The sequence below is a fragment of the Bradyrhizobium sp. Kon10 genome, assembly GCF_055807395.1.
This window is the reverse complement of record NZ_JBVVOZ010000041.1, coordinates 1-16345: the sequence shown is the minus strand read 5'-3', so window position 1 is coordinate 16345 and position 16345 is coordinate 1. Positions and strand designations below refer to the sequence as shown.

At 64.9% G+C, this 16345-nt stretch carries 17 protein-coding genes and 1 pseudogene; 7 read left to right on the top strand and 11 right to left on the bottom strand.

Annotated features, from left to right (window positions below; genetic code table 11):
- Window positions 1-35 precede the first annotated feature (35 nt).
- Together AC0L2O_RS32510 and AC0L2O_RS32505 are read left to right on the top strand one after the other, a co-directional pair.
- Window positions 36-503 (top strand): hypothetical protein, encoded by a 468-nt coding sequence (locus AC0L2O_RS32510; protein WP_409191283.1) that lies wholly within the window; start codon window positions 36-38, stop codon window positions 501-503.
- A gap of 106 nt (window positions 504-609) precedes the next feature.
- On the top strand, window positions 610-2835 hold the full coding sequence (locus AC0L2O_RS32505; protein ID WP_473372640.1) for an ATP-binding protein: 2226 nt from the start codon (window positions 610-612) through the stop codon (window positions 2833-2835).
- A 223-nt stretch (window positions 2836-3058) separates the two neighbouring features.
- On the opposite strand, the gene coaA is transcribed toward AC0L2O_RS32505, so the two are convergent.
- The 7 genes from coaA to hisB form a co-directional block, all read right to left on the bottom strand.
- Window positions 3059-4015, bottom strand: coding sequence for a type I pantothenate kinase (gene coaA, locus AC0L2O_RS32500; RefSeq protein WP_369720149.1), 957 nt, complete (start codon window positions 4013-4015; stop codon window positions 3059-3061).
- Window positions 4016-4030: 15 nt separating this feature from the next.
- The gene (locus AC0L2O_RS32495) at window positions 4031-4354 is read right to left on the bottom strand and encodes a phosphoribosyl-ATP diphosphatase (RefSeq protein ID WP_369720148.1); all 324 of its coding nucleotides are present in this window, start codon (window positions 4352-4354) and stop codon (window positions 4031-4033) included.
- Window positions 4355-4434: 80 nt separating this feature from the next.
- The gene (gene hisF, locus AC0L2O_RS32490; RefSeq protein ID WP_473372639.1) at window positions 4435-5211 is read right to left on the bottom strand and encodes an imidazole glycerol phosphate synthase subunit HisF; all 777 of its coding nucleotides are present in this window, start codon (window positions 5209-5211) and stop codon (window positions 4435-4437) included.
- Between the two features lie 10 nt (window positions 5212-5221).
- Complete coding sequence (gene hisA / locus AC0L2O_RS32485) at window positions 5222-5959, bottom strand: 1-(5-phosphoribosyl)-5-[(5-phosphoribosylamino)methylideneamino]imidazole-4-carboxamide isomerase (protein ID WP_473372638.1); 738 nt, start codon at window positions 5957-5959, stop codon at window positions 5222-5224.
- Between the two features lie 94 nt (window positions 5960-6053).
- Window positions 6054-6704, bottom strand: coding sequence for an imidazole glycerol phosphate synthase subunit HisH (hisH, locus tag AC0L2O_RS32480; protein WP_369720145.1), 651 nt, complete (start codon window positions 6702-6704; stop codon window positions 6054-6056).
- Window positions 6701-7231 (bottom strand): DUF2628 domain-containing protein, encoded by a 531-nt coding sequence (locus AC0L2O_RS32475; protein WP_369720144.1) that lies wholly within the window; start codon window positions 7229-7231, stop codon window positions 6701-6703. The genes hisH and AC0L2O_RS32475 overlap by 4 nt, the downstream gene beginning before the upstream one ends.
- Before the next feature lie 65 nt (window positions 7232-7296).
- A complete protein-coding gene (hisB, locus tag AC0L2O_RS32470; RefSeq protein WP_473372637.1) occupies window positions 7297-7890 on the bottom strand; it encodes an imidazoleglycerol-phosphate dehydratase HisB in 594 nt (197 codons plus the stop codon).
- A 195-nt stretch (window positions 7891-8085) separates the two neighbouring features.
- On the opposite strand from hisB, the gene hslV reads away from it, so the two are divergent.
- The 4 genes from hslV (at window position 8086) to AC0L2O_RS32450 (ending at window position 12140) form a co-directional block, all read left to right on the top strand.
- The gene (gene hslV, locus AC0L2O_RS32465) at window positions 8086-8646 is read left to right on the top strand and encodes an ATP-dependent protease subunit HslV (protein WP_473372636.1); all 561 of its coding nucleotides are present in this window, start codon (window positions 8086-8088) and stop codon (window positions 8644-8646) included.
- Between the two features lie 212 nt (window positions 8647-8858).
- On the top strand, window positions 8859-9476 hold the full coding sequence (locus AC0L2O_RS32460) for a DUF2585 domain-containing protein (protein ID WP_473372635.1): 618 nt from the start codon (window positions 8859-8861) through the stop codon (window positions 9474-9476).
- A 52-nt stretch (window positions 9477-9528) separates the two neighbouring features.
- A complete protein-coding gene (hslU, locus tag AC0L2O_RS32455) occupies window positions 9529-10833 on the top strand; it encodes an ATP-dependent protease ATPase subunit HslU (RefSeq protein ID WP_473372634.1) in 1305 nt (434 codons plus the stop codon).
- A 182-nt stretch (window positions 10834-11015) separates the two neighbouring features.
- Window positions 11016-12140 carry a hypothetical protein gene (locus AC0L2O_RS32450; RefSeq protein WP_473372633.1) on the top strand — a complete coding sequence of 375 codons (1125 nt, stop codon included), beginning with the start codon at window positions 11016-11018 and terminating at the stop codon, window positions 12138-12140.
- Window positions 12141-12349: 209 nt separating this feature from the next.
- On the opposite strand, the gene AC0L2O_RS32445 is transcribed toward AC0L2O_RS32450, so the two are convergent.
- The 3 genes from AC0L2O_RS32445 to AC0L2O_RS32435 are packed head-to-tail and all read right to left on the bottom strand — an operon-like array spanning window position 12350 to window position 15205.
- Window positions 12350-12940 carry a Smr/MutS family protein gene (locus tag AC0L2O_RS32445; RefSeq protein WP_473372632.1) on the bottom strand — a complete coding sequence of 197 codons (591 nt, stop codon included), beginning with the start codon at window positions 12938-12940 and terminating at the stop codon, window positions 12350-12352.
- A complete protein-coding gene (gene mltA / locus AC0L2O_RS32440) occupies window positions 12937-14523 on the bottom strand; it encodes a murein transglycosylase A (RefSeq protein WP_409191276.1) in 1587 nt (528 codons plus the stop codon). Before mltA ends, AC0L2O_RS32445 begins: the two co-directional genes overlap by 4 nt.
- Window positions 14501-15205, bottom strand: a complete 705-nt coding sequence (locus AC0L2O_RS32435) for a Tim44/TimA family putative adaptor protein (RefSeq protein ID WP_473372631.1) — start codon at window positions 15203-15205, stop codon at window positions 14501-14503. The genes mltA and AC0L2O_RS32435 overlap by 23 nt, the downstream gene beginning before the upstream one ends.
- Window positions 15206-15612: 407 nt before the next feature.
- Between AC0L2O_RS32435 and secB the strand changes: the two genes are divergently transcribed.
- On the top strand, window positions 15613-16095 hold the full coding sequence (gene secB, locus AC0L2O_RS32430; RefSeq protein ID WP_369720136.1) for a protein-export chaperone SecB: 483 nt from the start codon (window positions 15613-15615) through the stop codon (window positions 16093-16095).
- On the opposite strand, the pseudogene AC0L2O_RS32425 reads toward secB, so the two are convergent.
- Window positions 16086-16345: pseudogene (locus AC0L2O_RS32425) on the bottom strand (DNA polymerase III subunit epsilon); the annotation flags it as partial. The gene secB and the pseudogene AC0L2O_RS32425 overlap by 10 nt on opposite strands.

Here is a 16345-nt window from a genome sequence, read left to right as displayed (position 1 = left end):
CCGGGCCTTGGCGAGTACTTGGCGAGTAGAGTGTCATGTTGCGTTTTAAGATCCTGGCGTCGGTTGTTCCCCTGTTGGCCGCGGCAGTCTTCGCCCGCAGCGAAATCGGATCGGTCTCGCATCCCTGCATCGCGCTGGGCGAAACCTCGGTCGAGCTCACATCCCTGTTCTGGACCGCCGGGATCCAGGTCGCCTTCACCGACGATCCTGCGCAGGCGACCGTGCGGGTGCAGATCACCGACGACGCCGACGTGGCGGATTTTGTCGTGGTCGACGACGGCGAGAGCGAGGAGCCGGGTGCCTGCCAGGCCAATCCCGCGACGCGCCTCGTCGCGATTTCCGAACAATCGGGCGGCGGCCGGCCGACGATCTATCTCTCCAGCGAAGGCCCGGCCGACTACCGCATCTATGTGCGCTCGAAGACGTTTTCGCAGAGGGACGCCGCGGCCTTGATCGTCGGCGCCCATGGCGGCCTCCACCACCTCCAGGCCGCCTCGCTCTGAGGCGTTAACGTCTCGTCAATCCTGTTTGGAGGCGGGCTCCAAACCTCAAACTGTTCGCAACGTCGGCGGGACATCGTCAAAGAGTTTAGAGTCGGGGTCGGTGACGATGGATCGGACGTTCCGGATCAAGGTGCACATGCGCCGCTTCAGGCGTCGCCATCCCAGGATCGCGTTCGCGATCCGCTCCTTCATGATCTTCTCGGCGACGTTCGGCGGCGCCTATGGCTTCATCGCCGGCAGCCGGTCCGAGACATCCGGCTACGACCCCAACGCGTTCGCGATCGGCGCGAGCTTCCTGTTCGCGCTCGCCTGCCTCGGTCTCGCCACGCTCAGTATGCGGTTGCGTTTCGTCAACAAGCGGCTGCGCACGCTCGCCACCCACAACGACGTGCTGATCGATCGCAATTGGGAGCTGAAGGAAGCCGAAGAGCGCGCCCGCAGCCTGTTCGAATCGCAGGGCGACCTGATCGTGCTGCGCGACCATCAGGGCCGCATCACCTTTGCCAACGACGCCTATTGTGCGCTGGCCGGACGAGCGCGCGGCGCACTGGTCGGCACGCGCTTCGATTTTGACGTGCTGGAGCAGGGTGACAGCGCGCGCGAAAGCAACGGCACGCGCATCCACGACCAGAAGATCGCAACGCTTGTGGGAGCGCGCTGGATTGCTTGGCGCGAGGGCCTCGTCCGACACGATGCCGGCCAGCCCGCCGAATTGCAGAGCGTCGGACGCGACGTTACCGACCGCACCGAGACCGAGCGTGCGCTCTCGGACGCGCGCGACCAGGCCGACGCCGCCAACCGCGCCAAATCGCGCTTCCTCGCGATGGCCTCGCACGAGATCCGCACGCCGCTGAACGGCATCATCGGCATGGGCGGGCTGCTGCTCGACACCACGCTCACGCCGGAGCAGGCGACCTATGCGAGGGCCGTGAAAACCTCGGGCGAGGCCTTGATGGCGCTGATCGAGGAGCTGCTCGACTATTCCAAGATCGAGGCCGGCAAGCTTGACCTCGAGCAGCGTCCGTTCGCGCTCACGGCCTTGATCGAGGACATCACCGAGCTGCTGGCGCCGCGCGCGCAAGCCAAAAATCTCGAGATCGCGGCTTACATCGACGAACGCCTGCCGCTCGAGGTCAGCGGCGATGCCGGCCGGCTGCGCCAGGTGCTGCTCAATCTCGCCGGCAACGCCATCAAGTTCACCGCGAGCGGCGGTGTCGCGCTGATCGTCGAGCCCGGCATCTGGCCGAACGAGATCAGCTTTCTGGTGCGCGACACCGGGATCGGCATCGCGCCCGAGGCGCAGTCGCGCATCTTCCGCGAATTCGAGCAGGCCGACGAGCGAGTCGCGCGCACCCATGGCGGCACCGGGCTCGGCCTTGCCATCAGCGAGCGCATCGTCAAGCGCATGGGCGGCCGCATCACGCTGACGAGCGAACCGGGCAAAGGTTCGACCTTCGAGGTCGCGATCGCGCTTTCGCCATCGCAAGCCGGCGCAGCACAAGCCGCATTCCCGAGTCCCGACCTCGCCGGCAAGTCGATCCTCCTCGTGGCGGACGGCATCGAAGCCTCGCTGATCGCACGCCGGCTGGAGCGCTGGGGCGGCCAGACCTGCCTGGTGGCCGATGCGACCGTGGCCGAAGCGCTGCTGCCCGAACGCCCCTGGCATGCGGTGCTGATCGATCGTGCGATCGGAACCAGCGTCGCCGATCGCCTGGGCGAGGTCGCCCGCGCACATGCGGCGCAGCGGCTGGTGCTGCTGACATCGAGTTCGCGCCATGAAAAAATCGCGGAGGCCTTCACCGGCTTCCTGGTGAAGCCGCTGCGTGCGGCGTCGCTCGCTGCGCGCCTGGCGCTCGCGCCGGAGATCGCTTCGCCCGATCTCGCGCCGGAGCCCGTCGAACCCGCCGCGGTCGCAACCCCGGTGGAGCGCCTGTCGATTCTCGTCGCCGAAGACAATGAGATCAACGCGCTGTTGATGCGCTCGCTGCTGACCAAGCTCGGCCACCGCGTCGTCATCGCGGTCCATGGCGAGGCTGCGCTGGAATCCTGGCTCGCAGCGAGTTCGGCTGGCACGCCTCATGATCTCGTGCTGATGGACATCCAGATGCCGCAGCTCGACGGCATCGAAGCGACCAAGCGCATCCGCGCCCACGAGGCCGCCACTGGGGCCCGCCACACCCCGATCCTGGCGCTCACCGCGAATACGCTGGTGGAGGATCGCTATGCCTGTTTCGAGGCCGGCATGAATGGATTCTTGATCAAGCCGCTCGATCGCGACAAGCTCGAAGACGCGCTGGCCGGACTCGCGGCGGCACGGCATCTCGTGGTGTAGAAGAGTCTCTCCATCGTCATTGCGAGGAGCTCTTGCGACGAAGCAATGACGGCGTGGGCGTCACAACCTTCAGGCGTCGCGGCATTTGGGTGGTGTAGCCGCGATCAAAGGTGCCGTAGGGTGGGCAAAGCACAGCGTGCCCACCATTTACACTCAACGGGCGGAGAGATGGTGGGCACGGCGCGCGAAGAGCGCGCCTTTGCCCACCCTACCAGACCGTGGCCTACAGCCTGCGCAGCGCCACGCTCTCCACCACGTGATCCGCGCCCTTCTTCAGGATCAGCGTCGCGCGCGGGCGCGTCGGCAGGATGTTGTCCTCGAGATTGGCGAGGTTGGTGCGCTCCCAGATCGCGGTGGCGGTGGCGGTGGCCTCCTCGTCGGACAACAGCGCATAGCGGTTGAAATAGGACTTTGGATTGGTGAAAGCGGTGTCGCGCAGCGCCAGGAAGCGCTTGATGTACCAGCGCCGCAGCGCGGCTTCCTCGGCGTCGATATAGACCGAGAAATCGAAAAAGTCGGAAACGACCGGCACCGCCTTGCCGTCGCGCGGCAGCTTGCCGGTTTGCAGCACGTTGACGCCCTCGACGATCAGGATATCGGGCTGGTCGATCTCGACCCACTGGTTCGGCACGATATCGTAGGTCAGATGCGAATAGACCGGCGCGCGGACATGGCGGCGTCCGGCCTTGATGTCGGACAGGAAGCTGAGCAGCAGCGGCAGATCGTAGCTCTCGGGAAAACCCTTTTTCTGCATGATCCCCTGCCGGTCGAGCACGGCGTTGGGATAGAGAAATCCGTCGGTGGTGATCAATTCGACCTTGGGCCGCGGCGACCAGCGCGCCAGCAGCGCCTGCAGCACGCGCGCCGTGGTGGACTTTCCAACCGCCACCGAACCGGCGACGCCGATGATGTAGGGCATCTTGCGGTCGCGGATGTTGAGGAACTGGCGCTCCGCGTAGTACAGCCGCTGCATCGCGTCGACATAGATCGAGAGCAGGCGCGACAGCGGCAGGTAAATGTCCTCCACCTCCTGTAAGTCGAGGCGGTCGTGCAGCGAACGCAGCCGGTCGAACTCGCCCGGCTCCAGCGTCATCGGCGTGTCGTCGCGCAGTCGCGCCCACTCCTCGCGCGTATAGACGCGGTATGGATTATACTGCTGCTCGGGTGCGCGGATATCCATGACGCCACCTCTCCCTTAGCCGCCCTTGCGCGACGCCTTTTCTTCCAACCCCGACATCGAGGTCCGCTTGTCCAGCGCGGCCTCGACCTCGTCCAGCTTTATGCCGCGTGCCTTCAAAAGCACAAGGAAATGGTAGAGCAGGTCGGCACCTTCGGCGATCAGATGCGCGCGATCGTTTTCGACTGCTGCGATTACGGTTTCGACTGCTTCCTCACCGAACTTCTTGGCGCAATGTTCGGCGCCCTTGTCCAGGAGCTTGCGGGTATAGGACCCCTCGCCGCCGGCTGCCGCGCGGGCGTCGATGGTGGCGGCCAGATCGTGGATCGTGAAACGCGGCATACAAAATACTCAGCAAACACGCTCCGGCTGATTGAGCCGGTCCCTACCAACTCCTGTAGCATTTTTATGAACCGGAGTCGTCAGGCATCCAGGCGCATGGGTAACCCGCGCCGGGCCATGTGCTCCTTGGCCTGCCGGATAGTGAATTCCCCGAAATGGAAGATCGAGGCGGCCAGCACGGCGGTGGCGCGCCCGTCGCGGATACCGTCGACGAGATGGTCGAGATTGCCGACGCCGCCGGAGGCGATCACGGGAACGGGAACGCTGTCGGCGATCGCCCGGGTCAGCGGGATGTCAAAGCCCTGCCTTGTGCCGTCGCGGTCCATCGAGGTGAGCAGGATTTCACCGGCACCGAGCGAGACCACTTCCTGGGCATATTCGATCGCATCGATCCCGGTCGAATTGCGGCCGCCATGGGTGAAGATCTCCCAGCGCTCGGAGCCGCCCGCGCGCTTGACCCGCTTGGCGTCGATCGCGACCACCACGCACTGCTCGCCGAACTTTTCGGCCGCTTCCTTGACGAACTCGCGCCGCGACACCGCGGCGCTGTTGATCGACACCTTGTCGGCGCCGGAGCGCAGCAGCATCCTGATGTCGTTGACCTCGCGCACGCCGCCGCCCACCGTGACCGGCATGAAGCAGGCCTCGGCCGTGCGCCGGACCACGTCCATCATGGTGCCGCGGTTCTCGTGGGTCGCGGTGATGTCGAGGAAGCAGAGCTCGTCGGCGCCGGCGGCGTCGTAGGCGATCGCGGCTTCGACGGGATCGCCGGCATCGCGCAGATCGACGAAGTTGACGCCCTTGACGACCCGGCCGTCCTTGACGTCGAGGCAGGGGATCACACGCACCTTGAACATCGGAAATCTCCTAGGCAGCGCGCGCGTTGCGGATCAGGCTGAGCGCGGCAGCGGGATCGAGCCGGCCGTCGTAGAGCGCGCGGCCGGCGATCGCGCCGGCGAGCTTTTTTGCCCGCGGCGCCAGCATCGCCTTGACGTCCTCGATCGAGGCGAGGCCGCCGGAGGCGATCACGGGAATCGAGATCGCGTCAGCCAGCGCGACGGTCGCGTCCAGGTTCAGCCCTTTCAGCAGACCGTCGCGGGCGATGTCGGTGAAGATGATGGCTGCGACGCCGGCATCCTCAAAGCGCTGCGCGATCTCCAGCACCGTTACCTCAGAGGTTTCGGCCCAGCCTTCGACCGCGACCTTGCCGTCACGGGCATCGAGGCCGACCGCGACCCGGCCGGGGAATTTCTTCGAGGCCATTTTCACCAGATCGGGATCGCGCACCGCGGCGGTGCCGATGATGACGCGGGTGATGCCCTTGGCGAGCCAGGCCTCGACGGTGGCGAGATCGCGAATGCCGCCGCCGAGCTGCACCGGAATCTTGATCGTCTTCAGCATGGACTCGACGGCCTGCGCGTTCACCGGCTTGCCGGCAAAGGCACCGTCAAGATCGACGACGTGGAGATACTCAAAACCTTGCGCGACGAAGCTCTGCGCCTGTGCCGCGGGATCGAGGTTGAACACCGTCGCGCGCGCCATGTCGCCTTGCTCGAGGCGCACGCATTGGCCGTTCTTGAGGTCGATGGCGGGAAAGAGAATCATGTCGCACCTTCTCCCGTCTCCCTCATGGGAACGGGGCTATCAGCCATGCACTCCCTCATTGCGAGCAATGACGAGGTGGAAACCATCGGAGCCCTCACGGTTTCCATCGCAAAAAGTTCGAGATCAGGGCCAGCCCAAAACGCTGGCTCTTCTCGGGGTGAAACTGCGTGCCGATGGCGGTGTCCTTGGCGACGATCGCGGTGACCGGCCCGCCGTAATCGGCGCGCGCGAGCACGTCCGCCTCATTGGCGGCGTTCAGATGATAGGAGTGCACGAAATAAGCATGCTGGCCCTTGGGGCCGAGCGGCAGCTTCTCCAGCACCGGATGCTCGCGCAGCACGTCGAGCGTATTCCAGCCCATGTGCGGAATCTTCAGGCTCTCGTCGCGCGGCGTGATCTTTTCGACGTCGCCGCCGATCCAGTTCAGGCCTTGCGTGATGACGTGCTCCTTGCCGCGGGTGGCGAACAGCTGCATGCCGACGCAGATGCCGAACATCGGCCGCGCCTTGACCCGGACCGCTTCGGTGATGGCCTCGACCATGCCGTTGACGGCATCCAACCCGCGCCGGCAATCGGCGAAGGCGCCGACGCCCGGCAGCACCAGACGATCGGCGCCGTAAGCCTGGTCCGGATCGCTGGTGACGAAGACCTTTTGCGGGTTCTCCATGCTGCGCGCGGCCCGCTCAAAGGCCTTGGCGGCGGAATGCAGATTGCCGGAGCCGTAATCGATGATGGCGACGCTCATCTTGACCCTCCCGGTTCTGGAAACAATCCGATGATGCCGCCCGCCGGCAGCGGCGGCGCATTCGAGAATTGCTGACCCGGCACGCTGCGGGTCGGCGGCGGGCCGCCGCGATCGACCGCCCATTGATCGTTGACGATGCCGCGCTGCTTCTGGCTCCAGCGCTCGAAGAAGCGACGCTCGGCGGTGTCCTCGTCGTCGGCAACGACGACGTCGAGCTGCCGCCAATTGCCGCGCGACAAGGTCCAGCGGCGCAGGCTCGACGCCTCAAATCCCATCAGGAGCGCGACGATGAAATTGGCGAAGGAAATCGAGCCGCGGCCCACGCCGAGGCTATGCAGCCCGGCATCGAACGCGGCGAGAAAGACCACCCAGCCGATCAATGCCAGCCAGAGCCTGTTCCAGAGCAGCCAGACCGGCCCGAACACCATCGCCCAGAAATGGAAGCCGTCGCGCACGAACACGAACTTGTCGGTCGCGCGCAGATCGGCCCCGCCGGGCGTGGGTGCATGAACTGTGTAGACAGGCATGGTGATGCCCCGTTCTCGAGAATTGAATAGACGCCGCCGGCGGCGGTGGCCGCGAGGCGGAGATGTCAGCCGCCGAGCGAGCCCTTGGTGGAGGGCACCTCGCCCGCCGCCCGTGGATCGATCGTGACCGCCGCCCGCAGCGCCCGCGCCAGACCTTTGAAGCAGGACTCGGCGATATGGTGGCTGTTATCGCCATATAGGGTCTCGACGTGGAGAGTCACGCCGGCGTTCATGGCGAAGGCCTGGAACCACTCGCGCACCAACTCGGTATCGAATTCGCCGATCTTGTCGCGCGGAAAATCGACCTTGAACACCAGGACCGGGCGGCCCGAAATGTCGATGACGATCCGCGACAGCGTCTCGTCCATGGGCATGTGGACGTCGGCATAACGGGTGATGCCGGCCATGGTGCCGAGCGCCTGCCTGACGGCCTGGCCGAGCGCGATGCCGGTGTCTTCGGTGGTGTGGTGATGATCAATGTGCAGGTCGCCGACCGCCTTGACCGTGAGGTCGATGCGAGAATGGCGGGCAAGGAGATCGAGCATATGGTCGAAAAAGCCGATGCCGGTCGCGATTTTGGACACGCCGGTGCCATCGAGGTTCACGGTGACCTCGATGTCGGTCTCCTTGGTCTTGCGCTTGATCGTCGCGGTGCGCATGGAAAGCTTTCGCTGGATTGGGCCGAAAACGCCGGTCTTTTAACAGCCAAATGACGCCTTCGCTACTGCGGGATCGCCCCGGCAGGCGCCACTTCTGCCTATGGTGAGCGAAATTTGGGCCCGGAGCGGTCCGTTGTGCGTCGGTTGTGTCTCGGCCGCTGACCGCCTAGATCAGGCCGGACAACGAGGTATTTCATGCAGGATTCCAAAAGCAGCTCGCCGGTCTGGCACGGCACCACGATTTTGACGGTCCGCAAGGGCGGCAGGGTGGTGGTTGGCGGCGACGGCCAGGTCTCGATCGGCCAGACCGTGATCAAGTCCAACGCCAAAAAGGTCCGCAAGCTCGGCAAGGGTGACGTCATCGGCGGCTTTGCCGGCGCCACCGCCGACGCGTTCACGCTGTTTGAGCGTTTGGAAGCCAAACTCGAGCAATACCCGGGGCAATTGACCCGGGCCGCGGTCGAGCTCGCCAAGGATTGGCGCACCGATCGTTACCTGCGGCGGCTGGAGGCCATGATGATCGTGGCCGACAAGGACGTTTCGCTGGTCCTGACCGGCACCGGCGACGTGCTGGAGCCCGAAGCTGGCGTCATGGCGATCGGCTCCGGCGGCAATTACGCGCTGGCGGCCGCGCGCGCCCTGCTCGACACCGACAAGGACGCCGAAACCATTGTCCGCCGCTCCCTCGACATCGCCGCCGACATCTGCGTCTACACCAACCGCAACGTCACCATCGAGAGCCTGGTGGCCGGGTAGGGCTGTGATCGAACAGCGGGGCTCCGGACTGGCTGTAACCTCTCCCGCCTGCGGGAGAGGTCGCGCCGAAGGCGCGGGTGAGGGCTCTGTCCTCTTGGGGGCTGTCCCATTGCGGAAGCACCCTCTCCCCAACCCTCTCCCGCAAGCGGGAGAGGGAGCGCACTTCCGCTGGGTTGCGCACGGTGGCTTCTCGCTGCGATGATGCGCGATCCATGAAGCTTGCATCTCCCGAGAGCACCAAATCTGCGGTCGCCCCGACCTATTGGCTCGGCCTCGCGTTGTTGCTGCTCGCCCTGCAGGCCGGAATCCTGTTCGCGATGGGACGGGTGCCGATCTGCACCTGCGGTTATGTCAAGCTCTGGCATGGCGTGGTGAACAGCTCGGAGAACTCCCAGCACATCGCCGACTGGTACAGTTTCTCGCACGTCCTGCACGGCTTCCTGTTCTACGGGCTGACCTGGATGCTGTTCGCACGATTGCCGCTGCTGCCGCTGTCCTGGCCGGCACGGCTGATCATCGCGATGCTGATCGAGGGCGCCTGGGAGATCGTCGAGAACTCGCCGTTCATCATCGAGCGTTATCGCGCCGGCACGATCTCGCTGGATTATTTTGGCGACAGCATCGTCAATTCGGTCTCGGACACACTGTTCATGGTGCTGGGGTTCCTCAGCGCGCGGGTGCTGCCGATTCCGGCAACGGTCGCCATCGGGCTTGCCTTCGAGCTCATGATGGCGCTGCACATTCGCGACAATCTGACGCTGAATATCTTGATGCTGGTCCATCCGGTCGATGCCGTGAAACAATGGCAATCGGGTCCGCCGATCATCTGACGGCCAAAAAAGCCGCTTGTCCCGACCCGTTTCTGACCCTAGCTAAGGTCCCATGACAGACTTCTCCCCCCGCGAAATCGTTTCCGAACTCGACCGTTTCATCGTCGGCCAGGCCGACGCCAAGCGCGCCGTCTCGATCGCGCTGCGCAACCGCTGGCGGCGGCAGCAGCTCGAAGGTTCCTTGCGCGAAGAGGTGTTGCCGAAGAACATCCTGATGATCGGCCCAACCGGCGTCGGCAAAACCGAGATCGCGCGGCGGCTCGCCAAGCTGGCCAATGCGCCGTTCCTGAAGGTCGAAGCCACCAAATTCACCGAGGTCGGCTATGTCGGCCGCGATGTCGAGCAGATCGTGCGCGATCTCGTCGAGGTGGCGATCGCCCAGGTCCGCGAACGCAAGCGCAAGGACGTGCAGGCGCGCGCCCAGCTGGCCGCCGAAGAACGCGTGCTCGACGCCCTGGTCGGCGCCAATTCAAGCGCAGCGACGCGGGATTCCTTCCGCAAGAAGCTGCGCGCGGGCGAATTGAACGACAAGGAAATCGAGATCGAGACGCAGTCGTCCGGCAGCGGTTTTCCGATGTTCGAGATTCCGGGCATGCCGGGCGCCCAAATGGGCGCGGTTTCGATCGGCGATATCTTCGGCAAGCTCGGCGGCCGCAGCAAGACGCGGCGGCTGACGGTGGAAAGCTCGCACGAGATCCTGGTCAACGAGGAATCCGACAAGCTGCTGGACACCGATCAGCTCACGCTGGAGGCGATCAGCGCGGTCGAGAACAACGGCATCGTGTTCCTGGACGAGATCGACAAGATCTGCGCCCGCGACGGCCGCGTCGGCGGCGATGTCTCGCGCGAGGGCGTGCAACGCGACCTGCTGCCGCTGATCGAGGGCACCACGGTTTCGACCAAGCACGGCGCGGTCAAGACCGACCACATCCTGTTCATCGCATCGGGCGCCTTCCACGTCGCAAAGCCGTCCGACCTGCTGCCGGAATTGCAGGGCCGCCTGCCAATCCGCGTCGAATTGCAGGCGCTGACCCGCGACGACATGCGTCGCATCCTGACCGAACCCGAGGCCTCGCTGATCAAGCAATATATCGCGCTGATGCAGACCGAGGGCGTCACGCTCGACATCACCGACGGCGCCATCGATGCGCTCGCCGACGTCGCGGTCGCCGTCAATTCCACCGTCGAGAACATCGGCGCCCGACGGCTCCAGACCGTGATGGAGCGGGTGCTGGACGAAATCTCCTTCGCCGCGCCCGACCGTAACGGCGAGACCCTCCGGGTCGACGCCGACTACGTCCAGAAGCACGTCGGCGATCTCGCCAAGAACGCCGACCTCAGCCGGTTCATTTTGTAATTCGAGGCCGGTCCGCGCTATTCATTGCGGCGTCGTCCCGGCGAAGGCCGGGACCCATACTCACCGGCGGTCCTTGTTGGAAATGATAGTGGCCCCAGCGTTGGCGCAAAACAAACATGGGAGGCTATGGGTCCCGGCCTTCGCCGGGACGACGGTGAAGATTGAGGCCGGCCAGGTGGCTCATGCTCGCTGACCTCAGGAAAAACCCCTGGCGCGTCCTGCTCGCGATCAACGCCGCGGTCATTGCCGGCGTCTTCATCCACAAAATCCAGCTGCCGCCTTACGTCCCCTACATCCACCTGCTGGTCGACTACCATTTCGGTTTCATCAAGCGCGCGCTGATTGGCGCCATCGTCGCGCTGTTCACGGCGAAGGTACCGGTCGGGCTGGTGTTCGCGCTCGGCGGCGCGACATGGTTGGTGACGCTGGGGCTGTACGCCAGATTATTTCAGAAGACGTTCGGCTTCACCACGAAGACGCTGCCGCTGTTCGTCTTCACCGCGGGCTCACCGTTCTTCCTGAAGAATTTCATGCACACGCTCGGCCATTTCGACATCTATGGCTGCGCGCTCGCGACCATCCTGCTGCTGTTGCCGGCCGGCTCGGTTCTGTTCGTGGCCATTGCCGCGCTGTTCTCGATCATTCTCGTGCTGATCCACCACATCCATCTCCTGATGTATGTGCCGACGATCATCACCATCGTCGTAACCAGGCATTACCTGGCCAGCGGCTGCAATCGCACCAATGTCGCGTTCGGCATCGTTGCCTTGCTCGTCATCTCCGCGCTGTTCCTTGCGGCGCAGTTTCTCGGAACGATGCCGATCCCGGAAGCCGATTTCGTCGCATACCTGAAGACGCGGATGGCCGATCCCTCGCGCACCGACCTGCTGCAATTCAGCTACATCTGGTATCAGCCGCTGGCAAAGGAGATTGCGGACACCTGGGGACGCCTGCCGCACAACATCCTCGGTGTGCCCGTGTTTGTGCTGCTGCTCTGGCTGCACATGCCGCTGTGGCGCTACTTTGCCGGCCTGATCGGCGCGCTCGCAAGCGACATGCACCGACGCCTGATCGTCGCGACGCTGGCTGGAATCAGCTTCGCCTATCTCGTGATGTTCGCGATGGTGTTCGACTATTCGCGCTGGATTTCGAACTGGGCGGTCTGCATGTTCCTGATCCTGCATGCGGTGAAGATGCTGCCGGCGGCAAAGGAGACACCGCTGATTCCGATTGGGGATCGCAGCACGAACATCTTCGGCCTGGTCGTCACACTGATTCCACGCGTCGGAATCGTCCGGCCGTTTTAAGGGCGTAAGCTCAGTGGCCACCTCGGAGAAGGTGCGCCCCCTCTCCCGCCTGCGGGAGAGGGTTGGGGAGAGGGCTTTCTCAGCGGCGAGAATCCCCGAGAGGAGAGAACCCTCACCCGCCGCGCACGGGACGATGCTTCGCATCGCCCGGAGCGCGTCGGCCTCTCCCGCAAGCGGGAGAGGCAAGAGAAGTCGCACGCCTGGTGCGGTTAAACCCGCGCCCGCCGGATCCGCACATACAGCGCGCCCTCGCCGCCGTGGCCGATACCGGCTTCCTCAAACCCGACCACGAAGGCGCGGAATTCCGGCAGGCTCAGCCATTCCGGCACCTGGCGGCGGAGCACGCCGCTTTCGCCGCCGCTGCGACCCTTGCCGGTGATGACCAGCACGAAGGTCAGGCCGTCGTGATGAGCACGATGCAGGAAGCCCGACAGCGCGCGATGGGCACGCGTCTGGGTCATGCCGTGCAGGTCCAGCCGCGCCTCGATCTCGCTGCGGCCCCGCGACAGCTTTGTGCGTTCGCGTTTGCCGAGCGGCGCCAAAGGCGGCATTGCCGGCTTTGATGGACGTGGCGCCGGCGCGATAGCCGATGGCCGCGCCGGCGGCGCGGGTTTGGCAAGTGTTGCCGCGGGCTGAGGCTCAGTGCGCGCCGAGGCCTGCACCTTCGTCGCACGATGCTTCCTGAGCGGCTTGACTTGCTTGGCGACCAGCTCCCACAGCTCGCGCTCCTCCGCACTCAGCGCGCGGCGGCGCGGTGAGGGACGAGGCTCCAGCACGGGCGGACGGGACGATCGTTTCATTGCCGATGGGGATGACTTTTCGCGGGCCGGCGCGGCTCGCGGACAGGCTCTATCACAGGACGCGGCGCCGGCAGCGGGACCGGATTGGCGACGGCGACGGTTTCGCTCTTGGCTTGCGTCGCGGCCGCGGCGGGAGCCGCCGGCTTGCCTAAATCCTTGGCCGAATCCTTGGCAGGATCGGTTTGCGGAAACAGCTTGGCGATCTTCTCCGATGGCCGCGGGTCCGGCACCGGCAGCTTTTGGCCGCGTGCACTGGGATCGAGGCTCTTCGGCACCAGCATCACGAAGTGCATGGGGTGGCGCAGCCGGCCCGAGACCCGGCCGGCGTCCTGGCCGGCACCAAAATACAGATCCGCGCGCGCGGGGCCGATGATGGCCGAGCCGGTGTCCTGCGCGATCATCAGGCGGTGAAACGGCGTTTTCGCGCGCTCGGACTCGATCGGCAGCTCGCCCTCGATAAAGAACGGCGTGCCGTAGACATGCAGCGACTTGTCGACCGCGATCGAGCGGCCCGCCGTCAGCGGAATGCCCTGCGCGCCCACCGCCTCGTCCTTGTCGGACAAATTGACCTCGCGGAAGAAGATGTAGGAGCGGTTCTGGCGGCGCAGCTCCTTGGCCCCGTCGGGGTTTTGCGCCATCCACTCCCTGATCTTCTGCATCGACATCTCTTCCTTCGGGATGATGCCACGCTCGATCAGGATGCGGCCCACGGCCGTGTAGGGATAGCCGTTATAGGAATCGTAGTTGAGCCGGACGGTGGTGCCGTCGTCGAACTTGATGCGAGCGGAGCCCTGGATCTGGGCAAACAGGAGATCGGTCGGATCCTTCAGCCAGGCGATCTCGAGACCGCGGCCGGCGATCTTGCCGTCCTCGATCTCGCCGCGGTCGTAATAGGGCACGAGCTTGCGACGGCCGATCTTGCGGTAGACCGGACCCTTGTTGGGCAGGCTGACCGAGGCCTGGTTGTAGCCGCGCACGAACAGGTTCGAGGGCCGGCGATAGACCGGGACGTTGTAGATGTCGGTCTGGGTGCGCGATCCCTCGAGCACCGGCTCGTAATAGCCGGTCACGAACCCATCGGGCTCGCCGAGGCGCGAGATCCGCAGCGGTGAAAAGTTGTCCTCGAAGAAGCTCTTGGCCTTGGCGTCGTCGGTAACCTCGAGCGTTTTGGCGGCCCGGCACGGTTCGCTCAGCGAGACGCCGAGAGCCTTTGCCTCAGGCTTGGCTTCGGCCTTGGCTTCGACTTTCGGTTGACCCACACCTGTCTGCGCATTGATCGAACGGCAGCTCGCACGAAACGTCTTGTAGGCCGCGAGATGATCGTCATCGCTCCAGCCCTTCACGTCCGCCCAGGCCTGCGGCAGATATTGCGCGCCGGGAATTTCGAGCGGGAGCGGGAGCTGCGGATACGGAAGGGCTCGCGGAGGGATCGCGGCCAGTTCGGGCACATGAGGGTGATGGCTGCGGTAGTGGCGCCGCGCCGCCTCGGCGCCGAGCGAAAACGTGGAAAGCGCAACGGCAGCTGCGCACAGCGTCGTCACAGCGTTCCTGAGGACGAGCTTAATTCGGGCTTCCGGTGCCAACCAGCTTCCAGTTCGGATCGCGAGAGGTGATGTCGCGGGCGAAAGTCCAGACGTCGGTGATATCGGCGACCGTATCGGCGCTGCCGTCGACGATGTTGCCGGCTTTATCCCGGGTGGCCGAGATCATCTGCGAGACAAAGCGCACGGTGAGCTGGGCGGTGCGGTCGCGCAACTCGGCGCCGACCAGTTCGGCCTTGTCGATCGAGACGAAACGCGTTTCGGTCTTCTGCTCGTTCTTCTCGCGTTCCTTGATCACGGCATCGAAGCTCTCATAGACCTCCGAGGACAGCAGGTCGCGCAGCGCGCGACGGTCGCCATTGGCGAACGCCAACACGATCATCTCATAGGCGCCACGGGCGCCTGACAGGAAGTGGCGGGGATCGAACGCGGACTCCTTCTCGGCGATGGCGTCCAGGCCCAGCGCCAGCGCGGTGCCGGGCTCGGTGAGGCCCTTCCAGCGGTCGGAGGGCGGGGTCGGCTCGGCCGTCGGCGCCAGCGGAGCCTGATCGATCACCTTGCCGGGCATGGTCACGACGTTCTTGTCCTGGGCACCCCCAAGCGCATTGCGGGCGGTGCGGTCGAACGGCGGCCGCTCGCTACCGGTCCGCTGCCCGAGGACACTGCGCAGCCGCAGGAAGATAAAGACCGCCAGCGCCAGGAAGATGATGGTGTAGATGTCCACGTCGTATTCGCTTTCTGGTCTTTTCAGGAGGTCGCTGCCGGAAAAATCCGTCCGGCCAGTAGACCGTTCCCCGGGGGAACGGCAAGACTACATCACCATTTTAGGCCAGCTTTCGGCCCGCGCGTCACGTCCGCCGGATGTAGGCACGAAATCTGGCCCGGCCAATGGCGCCTTTTGGCACAGTCCGAAGTGTAGCGCGTTTTATGCTTGAGGGGAAACCCGATCATGCCCGGAAATCGCGCATCTTCAATCGTTTAAGTACGATTTCGCATCTGGGGCGGAGACGTCGCACTGGTCGGCGCAGCCGGGATCCTTCATCCGGAGCCGTTCGTCCTTGTGGAACGAGGCAGCACTATGTTAGCCAACCGCCGCGAAATTCAGCCCCAATCGGGTAAGGAGACACTCTGATGACCAACGGCAACGGCACCCCTCCCGAGGCGGCCCAGGCACCCCAGCTCAACGTGCTGGCGCAATATACCAAGGACCTCTCGTTCGAAAATCCGAACGCGCCGAGCTCGCTGCAGCAGCAGAGCCAGCAGCCCCAGATCAACATCCAGATCAACGTCAACGCCAACAACCTCAGCGAACAGGAGTTCGAGGTAACGCTGTCGGTCGAGGGCAAGGCCGAGACCGCGGGCAAGGTGATGTTCTCGTTCGAGCTCGCCTATGCCGGCGTGTTCCGGATCGCCAACGTGCCGAAGGAGAACCTGCACCCGCTGGTCATGATCGAGTGCCCGCGGCTGCTGTTCCCGTTCGCCCGCGAGATCATCGCCACCGCCGTGCGCGATGGCGGGTTCCCGCCGCTGATGCTGGATCCGGTCGATTTCGTCGGTCTCTATCGTCAGAACATGGAGCGGCAAATGGCCGCTCAGCCGAGCGGTCAGGCCTGAGCGGCCGGACTGACGGCGGCTGGAGCGGCGAGGTACTCGCTCCAGATCGCCTTGTCGCCGAGCGTGGCGATGAAGGCCCGGTGGGCCTCGCGCTCGGCGTCTGTCACGCGCGGCGCAAGCGGCACCAGCCGCTGCCGCCGCGGCGCGTCGCCGGCTGCATTGACGCGAATCTCCTTGGCGTCCGACGCCAGGATCAACTGCGACTGCCGCGCCCCGATCAGATCGATATAGACCTCGGCGAGCAGCTCGG